This is a genomic window from Fibrobacter sp. (assembly GCA_024399065.1).
Classification (GTDB): domain Bacteria; phylum Fibrobacterota; class Fibrobacteria; order Fibrobacterales; family Fibrobacteraceae; genus Fibrobacter.
Genome location: JAKSIB010000018.1, coordinates 49144 through 65605, shown reverse-complemented (window position 1 = coordinate 65605; position 16462 = coordinate 49144). Strand labels below are relative to the sequence as shown.

Below are 16462 nucleotides of genomic sequence, written 5' to 3'. Positions count from 1 at the left end.
TGCTGGATTCACGCCCCCCTCGAGGTAAACCTCAAGGGGGGCTTTTCTTTTTTGTCCGCGCCTCGCGACATTCCGAAATCGCGACTTCAGATCCTTTTAGCGGTGTCTTTTAGGTAACTTTTTCTTTCTTGTTGAGTTCTCAACACAACTTCTTTTTAATTCCGTTTTTTTATTCACTCCAAGAATAAAAAGCATAGTTTATCCTTGGAGTGTTTTGGAATTTCTTTAAGTTTTAAAGGAGTTGTGTTTTTATGCGACACAATTTTTGGGTGTTTTTTCTTGTTCTCTTTTTGTCGGTTTTCGCTCAGGCGAAACTGACTGTTCATATTCAGTCTCCGTGGCGTTCCAGTGGAACAGAATATTCCCTTTACCTTTTGGGTGGCGCTACTGGGTACAGCACTTCTCCGGAATACAAGATGACCGCTGAAGATGACGGTTGGTTTTCCTACACTTGGGACAAGGATGTTTCCGATTTCAGCTGGCAGGATTTTGGAGTTCGTGGTTGTCCAGAAAATTCCTGCATGACTAGTGTTGCGTGGGAAATTGCTGGTTCCGAAGTCAAGTTTTCCATGACGAAGCTCTTTGCTTCCGAGACAGAAGTGTGGATCTACACGGATGCAAATTCCTATACTGAAAGCCTTACTCCGCCGGGCTCTAAGGTCGTTTGGTTCAAGAGCCCCTGGGGAAACAAGGCTTTGCCCCAAATTGTATTCGGTGCTGATTCTGCATTGATGTATTTTGTGCCGGACGACAAGTCTACTTGCGGTTGGTTTGCGGGTGCAATTTCCCCGGCGATGATGAAAGCAAACCCGGCGCAAACTGCTTACTTTGTTCGCTACAATGCATCTTACCTGTCTGTCCCCAAAAATGACGTAGTTGACTTGTCTGGCTTTTTTGCCCTGGGCGATACAGTCTTCGTGGATGGAACCAAGGACGTTCCTGAGATTACCACAGAGATTGGAACTTTAGGCGAATGCTTTGACTCCACCAGGACTTTGCATGTTTATCATCCCTGGAGAACTAATACCACTATCAGGGACAGCGCGGTTTATCTTGACGCAGATAACCTTGGTCAATCCATCAAGATGGATAGCACTGGCGAATATCCTTTCTGGTGGGTTTACTCTTTCCCCGTGGAAAAGGTAAAGGATCAGCAGTGGGCTGGTGCAACACTTGATATCAAGTCTGATCAGAATGGTTCAAAAAGATTTTTCGAGATTCCCGAAGGTTCATGGCGCAGCCCCAACAGGCCCTCGGTTTCCAAGATTTTCCCCAAGGGAGTTTACGAAGCCTGGTTCTACTCTAAGGGCAAGGAAAATTATGAGATCCTCTATGCACCTCTGGAACCGAAGGTAATCCGCCTACTGAGTCCTTGGGACAATATGACCCCCTTGATGCTCGTGGACAGCGATACTTTGAAGATGGGTCCTATTTCAAAGGACACTTGTGGCTGGTATCAGGCTTTGTCTTTCAAGCATGTTGATTCTTGGGATGTAAAGTTCAGAGAGACTTTTGGTTTTGAACATTATACCGCTTCGGGACTAGTTGATGGAGAACCTATTGTCATGGATTCCATTATGGCGCTTCATGACACGGTTTGGGTCTATCCTTATCCTACTTCCAATAGCGCACCCAAGTTTAGCGAAACTTATCCCAAGCGTTTGGGCATCTGTCCCTCGATGAAAATTTCCGCACTTGTGGTGGACTGGGCTGGTGAAGGATTTGACGACGCCATCGACGTAGACTTTGGTAACATCTATTACGGCAACGACTATACGACTGTCACGTACTTGGATTCTACGGGCAAGCTCGCAACCAATAAGACTTGCCAATCTTCCTGGCATCCCCTTGGAGGATACACCCTGGGCATGGTGCAGGACACCTTGGTCAATGGAAATCCTGCCCGCGCAGACTCTTCTGTGTACCCTTGGTATGAATGTTCCGCCGCCCACGAAATTGAAAAGTGGTTTATTCCTGTAGAAGTGGCTGTCGACAGTAAGGGACGTTCCTATACAAATGGCGTTTGCCGTGACATCGACTTGACTTTGGATGAAGAGGGTTTCTGGCTGGCAGACATTTCTGAATCCCACGAGGATGGCGGTTTCTTCCCTATTGACGATCTTGAATATTTGGATTCCGCAATGACCGTGAAGAATCCGAAATTTGACCACAACCTTCAGCATCAGGCGGGAGGAAAGACTCACAACTATAGTTTTGCCATGAAAATTTCTGCCCAGTTCCAGTATGTGAAGGGTCAGTATTTTGAATTCCGTGGTGACGATGATGTTTGGGTTTTCATCAACAACCATCTCGTGGTGGATATCGGTGGATGCCATAGCCCCGCAGAAGGCTTTGTGGATCTTGACACTATTGGACAGAACGAACCTAAGTTGAAATTGATAGAAGGTCAGGAATATCCGTTCCATATTTTCTTCTCGGAACGTAATGCCGATGGTTCCAATTTCAAGATGCGTACATCCATCAATTTGCGTACGCAGAAGACTTTCTACACAGAAGCGGTTCCGACCACCGACGGTACGATTTCGTACAACTTAATGCAGCTGTTGGTTGATGAATCCCTGAGTTGCGATGTGACCAGTGTTTCCAAGGTTGAAAAGAAGTCCGCACAGTCGGTGTTCCAGCTGAAGGGCGGCAATCTCACTGGAGATGGCGTTGCTCTAGAACCGGGTCTGAATTATGGCGGTATTTTCATTAATGAAAATATGTCTGGCTTCACCATTGACACCAGCGCTATTGTTCGTTCTAGATCTCTGGCCTCCGGTAACTATACGTTGATTTGCTACCTGGCTTCTGACTTGTCCCAGTCTCAGATGATTTCCTTTGTGGTTCCGGAATACCCGTTGCCGGATATTGCATTCGTGGATGTTTTCGATCCTGCAGATACTCTGAAAGTTTTGGATCCGACAGGTTTGAATCTCCGTGGCCAGCGCATCGGTGTTGATCCGAAAAACGACACCCTTCTTGCTCACGTGACATATCCCGAAGCGGTTCCTTTAAAGATTGCCGTACTTTATGTGGGTACCGTTTGCACGGATTGTATTGTGCCCTTGGACTTCATAACATCTGATTCGTTGTCGTTCCTTGATGCCAATGGACAAAAGGTTACTTCTGTTACGACGGATTCTTCGGGATTAGCCTCCTTCTACGTTGTTGGTGAAGCGGCCATGGTCAATGCCTCCTTTAAGGTTTCCAGTGGATTTGTTGCCAATGAATTGAAGTGGACTGGTCTTCATTTCAAGGAGCCTCCCGTTCCCTTTGTCAATCGTGCAAAAATGTTTGATGTGAATGGTGATGGAATTCCTGATAGCTTGGCCATTCCGTTTAGCAAGCCCTTTAAGGAAAATGTTCCGGACACCTTGTCCTGGAGTTTTGGAGAAAGCATCTTCCACACGATTGGTGGAAGGGAAAATGTTGAACCCCTGGTTTTCATGGATTCAATCCTGATTATCAAAAATGAAAAGGGTTTGTTGACTTCTGTATTTACCGGTGTTGCCGATGAGATTTACAGTGGCTCCTTAAAGTATCACTATACCTACCAGGATGAGGATACTGGAGATTCTGTCAAGTTGGGCATGAGCGCGTCCATTGAAGACCATGTGGGACCGGTTATTTTGAGTGCCATAATTGAGCCGAAAACAGACGATGTTAGCGTGATGACGGTGAACATGAGTGAAGGTATTACCGAAAAGGTTTTTGCCGGTGCGGCAACATTCTGCATTTATCGAGACACGGTCAATATTTCCGACTCCTTGGAATATGTCTTGTCTCAGTCGAGTTCCAATGGAAATGTTGTCAAAATAACCTTCCGTCGTTCAATAAACGGCGTGTTGCCTGTGCTTGGTGATTCCATCAAGCTGATCCCTGGTGAAATCCACGATCTTAACGGAAACTCGCCGCACTTTGACAACCCCAAGGTTCGTATTAGGGGGAAGCAGAGAACTGAAATCAAGGTTCCTGGAATTGTTGGTATTGGCAGCGATACCGAAAAGTTCGCAAATGGAAAGGACATTGTTCCGATTTCCGTTCCTGCCAATAAGTCGGTTAAGGATATTGTAGACAGCCTGGGTGTGCCGGGAGCTTTGCTTAATTTTAGCATTGGAGAACTGGCCACCGAAACAATCATGAATCTTTCGTCTGCTGCGGATAGAGATTCTGCCTTGGCCCTCGTGAGAATCGATTGGGAAAACTACTACTACACCCATTTGGGCGGGTTCGTAAACAAAGCCAAGGGAACGATTCGTTGTAACGATTCTACGGTTTTCTATAATCCGTTAAATCCTGAAAAGTCCAATTGCTTTGACAATCCCGGAAATATTTTCTTCAAGTGGGATGGCTATAGTGACAAGGGACGAGTTGTAGGTACCGGAGTCTATGTGACGAAGGTGAAAGTGAAAATCCGCTCAGGCAAGACTGTTGCGGGTAGCAGTTTCGACACCTACTCCTTCGGTATAAAGCGGAGAAAGTAAAAAAGAAAAAGCGCGGATTTGTTCCGCGCCTTTTTTATTGTGTGATGTACCGTGCGGGTTTTAGTCTAGCGGATACTTGTCCTTGGCAGCATCAAGTTCGGCGCTCTTCATTTCGTATTGAGTGTAGAGGTCGTCGATCTTTTTCTTGTTGTCGTCCATATCCTTGGCTACTGCGGTAATGGCATTGCCGTCGCCGGATTCGGAGGCTGCCACAAGCTTTGCTTCCAGTTCTCCGGAGAGTTCTTCTGCCTTGGCGATATCCTCTTCGATCTTGGCGATGGCCTTTTCCAGAGGCTTGATGACCTTGGAACGTTCGGCGATGTAGTCAGCACGAGCCTTGCGGTCCATCTTTGCGGAAGGTGCAGCGCTTGCGGTGGTGGCTGCGTCCTTGGTGACGTCGATGTTGGAAAGCTTGGCGTTGTCGCTATCCATTCCACCCGGCTTCTTTTCTGCAGCCCAGCCCACCTTTTCAAGGAAGTCGGCGTAGGATCCTTCGAAGATTCTGCACTTGCCGCCATCGAAAACTACGAGGCGGTTAGCAAAGGCGTGAAGAAGTTCTTCATCATGGGTCACCACCATGGCGGTGCCTTCGTAATCATCAAGAGCGTCGATGAGGCTTTCGATGGATTCCATGTCCAGATGGTTGGTGGGTTCGTCAAGCAGCAGCATGTTGCACTGGCTTGCAAGAATCTTGCCGAGAAGTACGCGGCTACGTTCACCACCGGAGAGAACCTTGATTTTCTTCAGGGCATTATCGCCACTGAACATCATGAGGCCTGCAAGACCGCGGGCACGGCTCTTCTGGGAGACTTCCGCGATGGCGCTTGCGATTTCCTCTTCGACGTTGTTTTCGAGATTAAGGCGGTTGATGTTTGTCTGACCGAAGTAATTGATTTGCAGATTCGGGTTGTGACAGATCTCGCCTGTGGTGGGTGTAAGTTCTTTTGCAATCAAGTTCAGCAATGTAGTTTTGCCGCGCCCGTTGGGGCCGATGATTGCGATGCGGTCGCCCTTGAAAACTTCAAATTCCAATTCGTTGAAAAGTTCCGGACCGTCACCGTACTTGAATGCCAGATTATGAACCTGGAGCATGCGCTTTCCTGGGAACGGAGCTTCGGTAAAGCTGAAGTCCAGATTACGTTCGTGGGTGAGGCGTTCGCCGTTGGCGAGCTTTGCTGCAGCCTTGATCTTGGACTGAACCATGGCGGCCTTTGCTGCCTTGTAGCGGAAACGTTCAATGAGCTGGTCCAGCTGAGCCTTCTTCTTGGCTTCGTTTTCCTGGGTGCGCATTGCCACTTCTTCTTCTTCGGCAATGGTCTCGCGGAGCTTTTCTACAGTGCCCTTTACCTTACGGATCTTGTGGCGGTGAATGCCCACGGTGTGGGTGCAGACTTCGTCCATGAAATGATGGTCATGGGTAATGAGAAGAACTTCGCCCTTCCAGTTGCGCAAAAAGCGGCTGAGCCAACGCATGGACACAATGTCCAGGTAGTTGGTCGGTTCGTCAAGCAACAGCATGTCTGGCTCAGAAGCCAACACCTTTGCCAAATTCAAACGAATCTGGAAACCGCCGGAAAGAAGCATGGGATCCTTGCTCATGGATTCTTCATCGAAACCCAGACCGAATAAGATTGCTTCCACCTTGTGTTCTTCAATCCAGCCATCTTCATTGGGCTTCAACACGCTGCAGGCTTCTTCATGAACTGTTGCGTGAGTGAAGTTGATGTGCTGTTGCAAATAACCAATGGTGTACTTTTTCGGAATGTCGATGGTACCTCCGTCCAAACATTCCTGGCCAAGAATCATCTTGAACAAAGTAGACTTGCCACAACCATTACGACCTACGAGGCCCACGCGTTCATGGGCGCCCACCAAAAAACTTGCCTGGTCCAGAAGGACCTGCATGCCAAAAGACTTAGAAACGTTCTGTACTTGAATCACGATGCCAAATTTAGCAAAAAGCTAATGGGCGAATTTATTTTGCGTTGTTTGCAAAATTGATATGCAGCCCGTTTTCGCGGTAGAAGGTTACATCTGCAAGGACCTGGTCCACCCAGCTTTTTGCTAAGGGAGACTGTTTCCAGTTTTCGGGCTTGTCGCCGATGCCGTAGTCAGGATAGAATGTGGCTGCTGCATTTTCGCGACTGATGCCTATTTGCAACAACTTACTTAGGCGCTGTGCACCAAGCTCAATTTGTTCCAGCCCTTCACCTTCTTTCAGCAGGAGAATTCCGCGCTTATCCTTGGTTCCCTTGAAATTGAAATCAAAGTTGGAAACATGGCGGATGATGGACATTAAAAGTGCGGGATCAATTTGATTGGCTCGGGAGTATTCCAGAACTGGGAGGGCGCAAAGTTGCTCAATGTCCCAGGGCTCGCCGGTGTAGGAAATCTGCAAGGTGTGAATGGAGTTTTCACCCACATCGATATAGATGTTGTATCGGTTACCGAGGTTCTTTTTTAGAAGCCTTGTCAAAAGAATCGCTCTGTTCTTGAATTGCTTGTAGCCGCGCATCTCGATCATGAGCATGTCATCAAGTCGCACAAGTACGGGCATGGTTGGCTTTGTGACAATTTCGTTGTAGGCATTGATGATGAGCGGGAGTACGTATGCGATTTCTGGCTTGGGCTTGCTAAGGTCTAGTCCCGGTTCCAGTTTGATTTTTTGGATGGAATCCAGTTTAAGAATCGCATTTGCTGAATAGTTGTAAAAAAGCTCTGTTGTGTCGGTGACTTTTTCTTCGACTTTCGGGTGTGTCCAGTAAGTTGCCGTAATGGTCCCAAGGAAGGCGATGGATACAACAATCCAGCGCTTCCAACGTTTGGCGCGCCACAGAACCTTGAGCCAGTTTTTAATCTTCGGGCTACGCCAAAGATACGCTGCAAGGAATACCAATATTGCTGTCCACAGGGCAACGAAAATCATACTTGTAATATATAGAATTCTATCTTTACCTGCATGCTGAACCCGTTAAAGAATATTGTTGTCATCGGTGATCGAATCCTTATTAAGCCTTTGGAAGCTGCAAATAAAACCAGTAGCGGTCTCTATTTGCCGCCCAGCGTCAAGGAACATGACTCGGTGCATACCGGCCTTGTCGTGAAGGTGGGCCCTGGCTACCCGATTCCTGCAAACCAGGATCCTGATGCGGTTTTCCGTGGCGATAATGCGGAGGCAGTGAACTATGTTCCGCTCCAGGTGAAGGAAGGGGACGAAGCTCTCTACTTGCATGCCAGCGGAACGGAACTTGAAGTGAACGGCGAACGTTACGTGATTATTTCCCAGAATGCGGTTCTATTGGTTGTTCGCCCTGAAGTGCCGGACGATGTTTCTGGCTTGGCAAACATGTAAGAGATTGAATCAAGAAGAAAACCGAGGTCCATGAAGGATCTCGGTTTTTTAATTTCTGTTTTGTGTCGGGCAAGCTGCGGATTTCGTTCCGCTTGAAATTATTGCTTTGCTTCGAACAGGTCTGCGGTTTCCTTGATCTTGCCTGCTACTGCAGTAAGTGATTCAAAGATCCTGCGGAGATTGTTTTGGACATTGTCAAAGATGGTGGTGTTGCAGAACAGGTCTTCGCGGTAGGCCTTGTTGGCGCGGAACAAGTCGCGGAGAGCAAGCAGGAGCTTGGTCTGGCGTTCCATCTGGGCGGCAGTTTCCTTCTTGAGTTCTTCCAACTGGGAGGCCTTCTTTGCTGCAACTTCCGGATCGTTTTCGCGGAGGATGTAGCTGGGGAGTGTAGCGAAGTCTTCGAACTTGCCCGGGTTTGCGTTGTTGCGCTGCATGGAACTGCGGAGGCCCACGCCCTTGACGCTGGAGTCAATGGAAATGGTGCAACTGGAGGTCCCGTGGTAGTTGCAGCGGACGCGGGTTTCGACCTGCTTCAATTCGTTGAAGGGGTTGAAGTCTTCGTCGGTTTCCATGTAGCGGAGCGGAACGTAAAGCGGTGCGGGTTCCCCTGCGATGGTGATGCGGTAGGAAAGGCAAGGTTCGTTGTTGAACATCTTGGTTTCGTACAGGTTGTTGCTGCTGTGCAGCAAGGTCTTGACCTTGTTGTAAGTAGCGTTTGCATCGTAGGGCTTTTCCAGAATTTCAGGCATGTCCTTCAAGAGAATGGACTGGATGATGTTGCAGAAATTATCGGAAATTGCAGTGTTGGCGTTGGATCTGCCCCAAACGTGGGAGCCCAGGAAGAACGTGTCGGTGAAGCGGGTCTCTGTTCTACCGTTGAAGAATGCGATGGCCTTCATCATGTTGGTAAAGGCGATCCACTTACGGATGGGAACGTAGATGTCGTTCTGGTCGCAGATTTCTGCCAGCTTACCGATGATGGCCAAGGTTTCTTCGGAAAGGGTGACTTTCTTGATGTCCGCATTCCAAAGCTTAAGTTCCTCTGGAGAAAGGGCGAGGCCCATGGGAATGTGGGCTTCTTCTAGTTTACTCTGGTCCTGTAGAAGTCCGCACAGGGCTGCCGGAGAAAGGCTTTCGGGCAGGGAAATGGAAAGGACGATGTGGTCCGTGATTTCAATCCTGCTCAGCGCAGTTTCGGGACGCTGGTCGCCAGTCAATACCAAGGCTGCTTCTTCACGTTCGTGAATGGCGGTATGGATATTTTCCTTGGTGGTTTCGTCCAGAGGATTGAAGTTCTGGAAGATGATAATGTCGAATGCGTTCAGCTTGCTGGGGAATGTCTGCTGACGGCGCCCCACGTTCAAGACGCGTGCGCTTTTATAAGATGCAGCCAAGCGGTTTGCAATGAGAGACTTGCCGGAGCCAGAACGTCCGAAGATGTAGATGGGGGCGCCGGTAACTGTAGCCAGGAATCCCAACTGGATGCAAGATTCTCTTTCGGGAATGCCGTTGCAAAGTGCGGCCAGCAATTCAGAAATTCTTTTAGTAAGCGTCATTATCCCATTCCTTCTTAAGTAAGAAAAATATAGTAAGAAAGAATTGGGAAAGCTCAAAAAGCTATAAAAGAGCCCTTAAATAGGTGTCATTGAAGACAGAAACCTTTTGTTTTGCTACAAAAATTTGTGGATTGCGAAGCAAGTCCTGGGAAAGCCTGTAGGAATCCTTCTCGGAGATGATGATATTTTCCAGGGGATATTTCAGGAGAACTCCGGATAATTTTTTTGAAAAATTCCGGTCGTGATCGGGGCAAGTGATGCACTTCCGCGGAGGATATTCTGCTCGTTTCAAATCCTGGACAAAACGTTTCGGATCGCCTAGACCGCAGACTGCGATACTTTGTCTGTACTTCGGGTATTCACCTGCGGCATTTGTGATGTCGTAGATTTGGAATGCGACGTCAGGAGATGTCCCGTAGCAGCGGATCGCCGTGGTGATGGCTTCGTCTCTTCTGTGGTCTTGCTTTAGACTGCGGAATTTTCCTGCGGGAATCAACTCGTTGATGTCGGTAGGTTCATTCTCCCAGTCCAGCCTGAAAATCTTGTAGGGGCGGAGTCGGCTGTCTTCGAAACCGTCGTCGCAGATGATGTAGTCCGGCGATCCCTTGAATTCCTTGGTTTCAGCCTTGTCCAACAGTTGCGCCGTCATATAACGATTTCTTGTCCCGATGACCGATGCGTACTGGAAACCTTTCAGTTCACTTTTCATGAACGCGATTTCGTCGTAGGCGTATTCGTGGCAAAGGACTGCCACGGTTTTTCCGTGGGCCAGAAGATTCTTTGCAAGCCAGAGGCTGAAGGGGGTTTTTCCTGCACCGCCAGTTCGGTAGCTTCCGACAACCACAAGCCTTGAATGCTTGAGAGGTTTGCCTGGCCTGAGGCATAGGGCGTGATGTAACGAATAAGCCGCCCAGTAGTAGGCGGCAATTATTCTCCGGATAGAGTCGAGAGCTTTCATCCCGCGACCTTCGGGTTTATTACAGGCAATGACGCTTCTGCTGCAGGAACAAGTCTGCGAGAACTAGGGCTGCCATGCTTTCTACAATCACAGGTGCGCGGACTGCGACGCAGGGGTCGTGTCTGCCACGAGCTGCCAAGGTTCCGTTTTCGCCACCACGGCCAGCAGTCTTCTGTTCCTGGCTGATGGTTGCGGTGGGCTTGAAGGCCACCTTGCAGTAGATGGGTTCGCCGTTGCTGATACCGCCCAAGGAGCCACCTGCGTTGTTGGTCTTGGTATGGTAGGAGTTGCCGTCGAAGAAAAGTTCGTCGTTGTGTTCGCTTCCGTGCATGCGGGCGGCTGCAAAACCGCTACCGATTTCAAAGCCCTTGCTTGCAGGAATGGAAAGCATTGCCTGTGCAAGAAGTGCGTCCAGACGGTCGAATACCGGTTCACCGAGAGCCACGGGGGGATTCTTCACCAAAAGGCAGACGGTACCGCCGACGCTGTCCATGTTGGAGCGGGCGTCCATGACCACTTGTTCCATTTTGGCACTTGCTTCCGGATCCGGGCAGCGGACGGGGGAGGCTTCGATCTGGTCCAGGGAAAGTTCGTTCAGGTTCAGGGGGCCGCAGTCCACATTGCCGATGGAGTTCACCCATGCCAAGATCTCGGTGCCGGCTACCTGCTTCAAAAGCTTCTTGGCCACGGCGCCTGCAGCGACACGGCCGATGGTTTCGCGTGCGGAACTACGTCCTCCGCCGCGGTAGTCTCTAAAACCGTACTTCAGGTCGTAGCAGAGGTCTGCATGGCCCGGACGGTACCACTTTTGGATTTCAGAATAGTCGTGGCTACGCTGGTCTTCGTTGAAAACAGCGAAAGAAATGGGGGTACCTGTGGTTTTTCCCTCAAAAACGCCAGAAAGGATCTTCACCTGGTCCTTTTCATCGCGGGGGGTGGTCATTTTGTTCTGACCAGGGCGGCGACGGTTCAGTTCGGCCTGAACTTCTTCTTCGGTGAGGGGAAGACCTGCGGGGCAGCCGTCCAGGACGGAGCCGACGGCCTGACCATGGGATTCACCCCAGGTCGAAACAGAAAAAATTTTACCAAAAGTGCTAGACATGTAAAAAAATATAGCTAATTACGGCTTTTTTCTAAGAAAATATACAATAAGGTCTTACCAGATAAGAAAAGTTTACTATCTTTTACATTGGTACTAGGAGATTACTGTGCAAAGACTTAGCATCATTGTAACCATTTTGACGCTGCTTCTATCTATAGAAGTATGTGCTCAGCGTTATAATGATTTCGCTGGTATCCCCTTTGGCGCCTCCCGCGAAACCGTTATTGAAGAAGTAATGAAGTTGGGTTACGAACCCTATGGTCAGCGTGGCGAAGGCGAACGAGTCGTCATTCCCGTCTTTATGTTTGGTGAACTGCCGGTCCAGGTAGACTTCATTTTCAACAAGAATGACAAGTTCTATTCCTTTGAAATTCGTACTGGCCGTGTGGAACGCGCCCGTTTGAACAAGTCTTTTGATGCTGTGAGCTACATGTCCGAGCAGTTTACCCTCAAGTATGGTAAGCCTTCCGGCGCTCCGGCTATTTCAGAAACTTCTACTCTCAGAGAAAACGTCCTGAACATCTATCAGCAGTGGTACGCCGTTAAGGTCCTTAACGTTTGTACGGCTCTCGTCCAGAAGGGCGGCCGCTACTTCGCTGTTGGTTCCGTTACCCACCGTACCCTGGCTACCGAAAAGTCCGCCAAGGGTGGCAAGTCCAAGGACAAGGCTGCCGTTAGCCGTCCGGTGTTCTAATCCAAAAGTTCTTTTTGAAACTCTGAATTCAAATAAAAAAAGCCCGGTTTGAACCGAGCCTTTTTTTGTTTTCGGGGATTACGCCCCTATGTTCTTTGCGACGAACCTGAGTTTGTGTTTTGCTGCGCCAGGTTAGCCCTTGAACTTGTCCAGAGCGTCGTTGGGACCGATCACGAACAGCACATCGTTCTCCTTGAGGGGGTAGTCTGCGATGTTACCGATCTTGGGGGTGGGTTCAAGCGGGTCGCGGATGGCGATCACCTGGATGCCCAACTTGTGGGTAAGGTTCAAGTCCTTCAAGGTCTTGCCCCAGAAGCTTTCCGGGCAGGCCAGTTCCACGATGGAGAAACCTTCCATGAAGGGCAGGTAGTCCAGCATGTTAGGACGGTTCAAGCGTTCGGCCAGGGAAATGGCCATGTCGCGTTCCGGGTGGAAGATGTCTGCGACGCCCAGCTTTTCCAGGATGGTGGTGTGGGCGGGGCTACTGGACTTGGCGATAATGTGCTTGACGCCAAGCTCGCGGAGGTTGAGGACGGTCAGGAGGGAAGCCTGCAGGTCTTCACCGATACAGCAGATGACGCTGTCCACCTTGGCGAGAGGCAGTGCCTGGAGCTGCTTCTTACGGGTGCCGTCAGCGACGACAGCCTGGGCCACCTGGTTAGAAATGTCTTGGATCTTCTCGGGGCTGGGGTCCACCACCATCACATCGTGACCGAGGGCGGTCAGGTGACGTGCCAGGAAGTAGCCGGTATTGCCGAGGCCGATAACTACGAATTGTTTAGATGCCATATAAGCAAAAATAGAAAAATGCTTAGCATTTTTCCATTTTTGCAGTTACTAGTTATGATTTATGAAGTATGAAAGTTCGCAGGAAAGTTTCGCCGCGACACTTTGCTTGAGGTAAAATCATGAATTCTGGAGTTGTTTCTCGTAATTCATAATTCATACTTCATACCTGTGGGTTAAGTGAAACTTAACCCACCATAATGTCTTCTTCGGCGTACCACATGCCGTCTTCCTGCTTCTTGGTAACGGCGGAAACTAGGAACAAGGGGCCCATTCGACCAATAAACATCACCATAAAGATGATGATTTTGCCCGGAATTGTCAAATCAGGGGTGAGGCCCATGGAAAGCCCGCAGGTACTGTAGGCGCTTACCACTTCAAAGAAGACCGTCAGGAAGGAGGTCTGTTCGATGGAGGCGTTGGCCACTTCGGTCTGCAGGAGGATCAAGGTGGCGAGCACAATCACCACGATGGCGATAACGAAAATTCGGACAGCCTTATCCACGGTATCTTCGGGGATGGTTCGACCGTGGACTTGGGTCTTGTTTCGACCAAGGAGGCGGTTGAAGCCTAGAAGGAAAATCACTGCAGTGGTGGTCGTCTTGATACCGCCGCCGCAGCTACCCGGGTTGGCGCCAATCAACATAATAATAATGAAGAAGAACAGGGAACCCACGCTGAGGGCAGGAACGTTCACGGAGTTGAGACCTGCAGTACGGCTGGTGAAGGCCATGAAGGCGCTGGTTTCCAGCTTTTCGCCAAAGTTCAGATTGGAGAAGGTGTTGCCCCATTCGCTGAAGGTGAAGAAAGCGATACTGGTCAGAACGATAATCAGGGTAAAGCCGATAGCGATACGGGTATGGAGAGAAATCTTGCGGAGAGCTCTATTCTTGAAGTCGAACATGTAGCGGACTTCGGTAATGGCCAGGAAGCCGAAACCGCCGGCCAATGCCAGAACGCAGGTGGTCATGTTCACGACGGGGTTCAGCTGGAACTGCACCAGGGAATCCGGGAACAGGGTGAAGCCCACGTTGCAGAAGGAGCTGATGGCCTGGAAAATGCTACAGAAAATGCGGTCGTAGAGGCCCATTCCGGAGAACTGGGTGAAATAGCACACGGCGCCGATGGCTTCCAGTATAAAGGTAAAGGGAATCACAGCCTTGAGGATGCGGGCTGCATCCACGTTACCTTCCTGGGTGTAGTTGGCCAGGAGGGCGGACTGATGGTTGAACCCCGGGTGCATGCCGGCCAGGAGGATGATAACCGTAGAAATGGTCATGATACCAAGACCGCCGCTCTGCATCAGGAAAACAAGAACCCAGTTGCCAAAGCCGGTGAAGCTGCTGCTAATATCGATAGTGGAAAGTCCTGTAACGCAAACCGCAGACCCTGCGGTAAAGAATGCGTCCAGAATGCCCACAGGTTCACGCTGGGCGAAGGGGAGGGAAAGCAGTATAGCGCCGAGGGTGATCAGGGCCAGGTAGCCCGACACGATCAGCAAAATGGGATTGCCCTGTTTCTTCTTCTTTTCGTCTGCATTTTCCACGTAGGAAAACGCGTCGTATCTTGAGTGTAGCATAAGGGCAAAGATAGAAAAACCTTGCCGTGTACCCCCACATAAGCTAAATTTGCGCCCGTTATGAAGAACTTACGTGCCATTTTGATGCCGATTGCCATTATTCTTGGCATTTTGCTCCCCCAGGCCAGCGTTCTTGCGCCGACTTTGCCGTTCCAGATTGGAACCATGATGCTGTTGACCTTTATCGGCAAGGTCCCGCCCCAGGAACACGGCTATACCTTCAAGATTGAGGTCCGAGCCTTTATTGCAAGTCTCTTGTTGCTAGCCCTCCTGTGGGCTTCTGTGGAAGTTTTCGGCCTGCCTCGTGAAGTTCTTCTGGGCGGTGCCATCATCTGCCTTTGTCCGCCGGCCAACGCTGCGCCCGCCATGGCGAAAATGCTGGGCGGAAATCCCGTGCTTGCCCTCAAGATTTTCCTGAGTGGCCACTTGATCGCTTGCTTCAGCATCCCTATTATATATGGCTACTTGACCGGATCGGAGGCGGGCTTTGCAGATATCGCCCTGCGTATCTTCAATTCCATCCAGCCTATCATTTCCATCCCGCTGGCACTTGCCCTTGGCGTACGTTCCTTCTACCCGGAACTTGCCGACAAGGTGGCAAAGTTCTCCAAGTACACCATCTTCATCTGGACTTTCTCCGTGTTCGTGATTCTTGCCAAGGCAAGCCGCGACATTCGTGAAATGGGCTTTGCCGACCTGTGGAACAGCGGCACCCTTCCGCTGCTGGCTATCGTTGCCCTGGTCATTTGCATTCTGCAGTTTGTGCTGGGCTGGTTCTGCGACAAGAAGCACCCCATCGAAAGTTCCCAGAGCATGGGCCAGAAGAACACCACCTTGGTCATCTGGATTGCAAGCCTTTATGCAGGCCCCGTGGCTGCCATCGCTCCCACCTGCTATGTGGTGTGGCAGAACCTGGTGCTCACCTACATGAGTGCGAAGGTCAAACCGCAGAAATAGTATCTTTGTGGCATGACCCACAAGGAACTTGTTCAGAAACTTTTTGAAAATCAGGATTTGAAGTATAAGGATTTCCATACGGCACTGGTGCCGGGAATTTCCTGTGACTCCCTTATCGGGGTGAGGGTTCCTGTACTGCGAAAGCTGGCCAAGGAATTTTTTTGTACTGCTAAAACTTCGGACAAGTCGCAGACTGGGACCGCGCGGACCGTTGGTGGGTCCGTTGCGAAGTTCATGGACACGCTTCCCCACAAGTACTTCGAGGAAAACCATATCCATTCCATGCTGCTGGAGCACATCAAGGATTTTGACGAGTGCCTTGCCCGCACGGAACAGTTCTTGCCTTATATCGACAACTGGGCCATTTGCGACGGGAAAAAGCCCCGTGCCCTGCTGAAGGACGTGCCGCAATTTCTGAAGCGTATTCAGGAGTGGGTCAAGTCGGACCATCCTTATGTGGTGCGGTTCGGCATCAACATGCTGATGGACTTGTTCCTGGATGACCGCTACGACCCGAAGTTTTTGAAGTGGGTGGCCGCTGTGGATACGGCCAAGTTCAAGTCGCTGCCGGAAGGGGCTCCAAGTGGGCCGGCCGCGGTGATGGCGCCGAACCCGAGGGTGGCTGCGGCAACTCCCGCGGGCGTTACGCTTGCAAATCCCGAATACTATGTGCAGATGGAAGTGGCCTGGTACTTCGCCACCGCACTTGCAAAACAGTGGGACGACGCTGTGCCTTATATTGAAAAGCGTAAGCTGGATCCGTGGACTCACAACAAGACCATTCAGAAATCTATTGAAAGTTTCCGCGTGACCGATGAACATAAGGCCTATTTGCGGACGCTGAAGGTGTAGATTGCGGCGGTTTGATGCCAATTTTTGATTTTTGTGTCACTGAATTGAGAAAAAAGCTTGTTTAGTGACAAAAAATTTGAATAAAGTAACTGAATTTGCAGATTTGCAGGAAAGATTGATGTCACTAAAAGAACGGTGT

Annotated in this window: 12 protein-coding genes; 5 read left to right on the top strand and 7 right to left on the bottom strand. The window is 49.9% G+C overall.

Annotated features, from left to right (window positions below; genetic code table 11):
* Positions 1-251: 251 nt before the first annotated feature.
* Positions 252-4487, top strand: coding sequence for a fibro-slime domain-containing protein (locus tag MJZ25_10170; GenBank protein ID MCQ2124537.1), 4236 nt, complete (start codon positions 252-254; stop codon positions 4485-4487).
* Positions 4488-4547: 60 nt separating this feature from the next.
* Here MJZ25_10170 and MJZ25_10165 read toward each other — a convergent pair whose 3' ends face one another.
* Positions 4548-6428 carry an ABC-F family ATP-binding cassette domain-containing protein gene (locus MJZ25_10165; protein ID MCQ2124536.1) on the bottom strand — a complete coding sequence of 627 codons (1881 nt, stop codon included), beginning with the start codon at positions 6426-6428 and terminating at the stop codon, positions 4548-4550.
* Between the two features lie 34 nt (positions 6429-6462).
* Positions 6463-7413, bottom strand: a complete 951-nt coding sequence (locus MJZ25_10160; protein MCQ2124535.1) for a hypothetical protein — start codon at positions 7411-7413, stop codon at positions 6463-6465.
* Between the two features lie 33 nt (positions 7414-7446).
* Between MJZ25_10160 and MJZ25_10155 the strand changes: the two genes are divergently transcribed.
* Positions 7447-7839, top strand: a complete 393-nt coding sequence (locus MJZ25_10155) for a co-chaperone GroES family protein (GenBank protein ID MCQ2124534.1) — start codon at positions 7447-7449, stop codon at positions 7837-7839.
* Positions 7840-7937: 98 nt separating this feature from the next.
* Here MJZ25_10155 and MJZ25_10150 read toward each other — a convergent pair whose 3' ends face one another.
* The 3 genes from MJZ25_10150 to aroC form a co-directional block, all read right to left on the bottom strand.
* On the bottom strand, positions 7938-9395 hold the full coding sequence (locus MJZ25_10150) for a hypothetical protein (GenBank protein ID MCQ2124533.1): 1458 nt from the start codon (positions 9393-9395) through the stop codon (positions 7938-7940).
* 61 nt (positions 9396-9456) lie between these two features.
* Entirely contained in the window at positions 9457-10353 is an 897-nt protein-coding gene (locus MJZ25_10145) for a tetraacyldisaccharide 4'-kinase (GenBank protein MCQ2124532.1), read from the bottom strand.
* A gap of 19 nt (positions 10354-10372) precedes the next feature.
* Positions 10373-11455, bottom strand: coding sequence for a chorismate synthase (aroC, locus tag MJZ25_10140; GenBank protein ID MCQ2124531.1), 1083 nt, complete (start codon positions 11453-11455; stop codon positions 10373-10375).
* Between the two features lie 106 nt (positions 11456-11561).
* On the opposite strand from aroC, the gene MJZ25_10135 reads away from it, so the two are divergent.
* Positions 11562-12149: a hypothetical protein gene (locus MJZ25_10135; GenBank protein ID MCQ2124530.1), complete on the top strand. Its 588-nt coding sequence runs from the start codon at positions 11562-11564 to the stop codon at positions 12147-12149.
* A gap of 132 nt (positions 12150-12281) precedes the next feature.
* On the opposite strand, the gene MJZ25_10130 is transcribed toward MJZ25_10135, so the two are convergent.
* The gene (locus MJZ25_10130) at positions 12282-12938 is read right to left on the bottom strand and encodes a TrkA family potassium uptake protein (GenBank protein ID MCQ2124529.1); all 657 of its coding nucleotides are present in this window, start codon (positions 12936-12938) and stop codon (positions 12282-12284) included.
* Between the two features lie 184 nt (positions 12939-13122).
* A complete protein-coding gene (locus MJZ25_10125) occupies positions 13123-14514 on the bottom strand; it encodes an ATPase (GenBank protein MCQ2124528.1) in 1392 nt (463 codons plus the stop codon).
* Positions 14515-14574: 60 nt separating this feature from the next.
* On the opposite strand from MJZ25_10125, the gene MJZ25_10120 reads away from it, so the two are divergent.
* Positions 14575-15471, top strand: coding sequence for a bile acid:sodium symporter (locus MJZ25_10120; protein MCQ2124527.1), 897 nt, complete (start codon positions 14575-14577; stop codon positions 15469-15471).
* A gap of 12 nt (positions 15472-15483) precedes the next feature.
* Entirely contained in the window at positions 15484-16323 is an 840-nt protein-coding gene (locus MJZ25_10115; protein ID MCQ2124526.1) for a DNA alkylation repair protein, read from the top strand.
* The last annotated feature ends 139 nt before the right edge of the window (positions 16324-16462 follow it).

Excerpts from the sequence above, each read along its gene's own strand:
- MJZ25_10170 (MCQ2124537.1), top strand. The coding sequence starts at position 252 with ATGCGACACAATTTTTGGGTGTTTTTTCTTGTTCTCTTTTTGTCGGTT.
- MJZ25_10160 (MCQ2124535.1), bottom strand. The coding sequence starts at position 7,413 with ATGATTTTCGTTGCCCTGTGGACAGCAATATTGGTATTCCTTGCAGCG.
- MJZ25_10155 (MCQ2124534.1), top strand. The coding sequence starts at position 7,447 with ATGCTGAACCCGTTAAAGAATATTGTTGTCATCGGTGATCGAATCCTT.
- MJZ25_10150 (MCQ2124533.1), bottom strand. The coding sequence starts at position 9,395 with ATGACGCTTACTAAAAGAATTTCTGAATTGCTGGCCGCACTTTGCAAC.
- MJZ25_10145 (MCQ2124532.1), bottom strand. The coding sequence starts at position 10,353 with ATGAAAGCTCTCGACTCTATCCGGAGAATAATTGCCGCCTACTACTGG.
- aroC (MCQ2124531.1), bottom strand. The coding sequence starts at position 11,455 with ATGTCTAGCACTTTTGGTAAAATTTTTTCTGTTTCGACCTGGGGTGAA.
- MJZ25_10130 (MCQ2124529.1), bottom strand. The coding sequence starts at position 12,938 with ATGGCATCTAAACAATTCGTAGTTATCGGCCTCGGCAATACCGGCTAC.
- MJZ25_10125 (MCQ2124528.1), bottom strand. The coding sequence starts at position 14,514 with ATGCTACACTCAAGATACGACGCGTTTTCCTACGTGGAAAATGCAGAC.
- MJZ25_10120 (MCQ2124527.1), top strand. The coding sequence starts at position 14,575 with ATGAAGAACTTACGTGCCATTTTGATGCCGATTGCCATTATTCTTGGC.
- MJZ25_10115 (MCQ2124526.1), top strand. The coding sequence starts at position 15,484 with ATGACCCACAAGGAACTTGTTCAGAAACTTTTTGAAAATCAGGATTTG.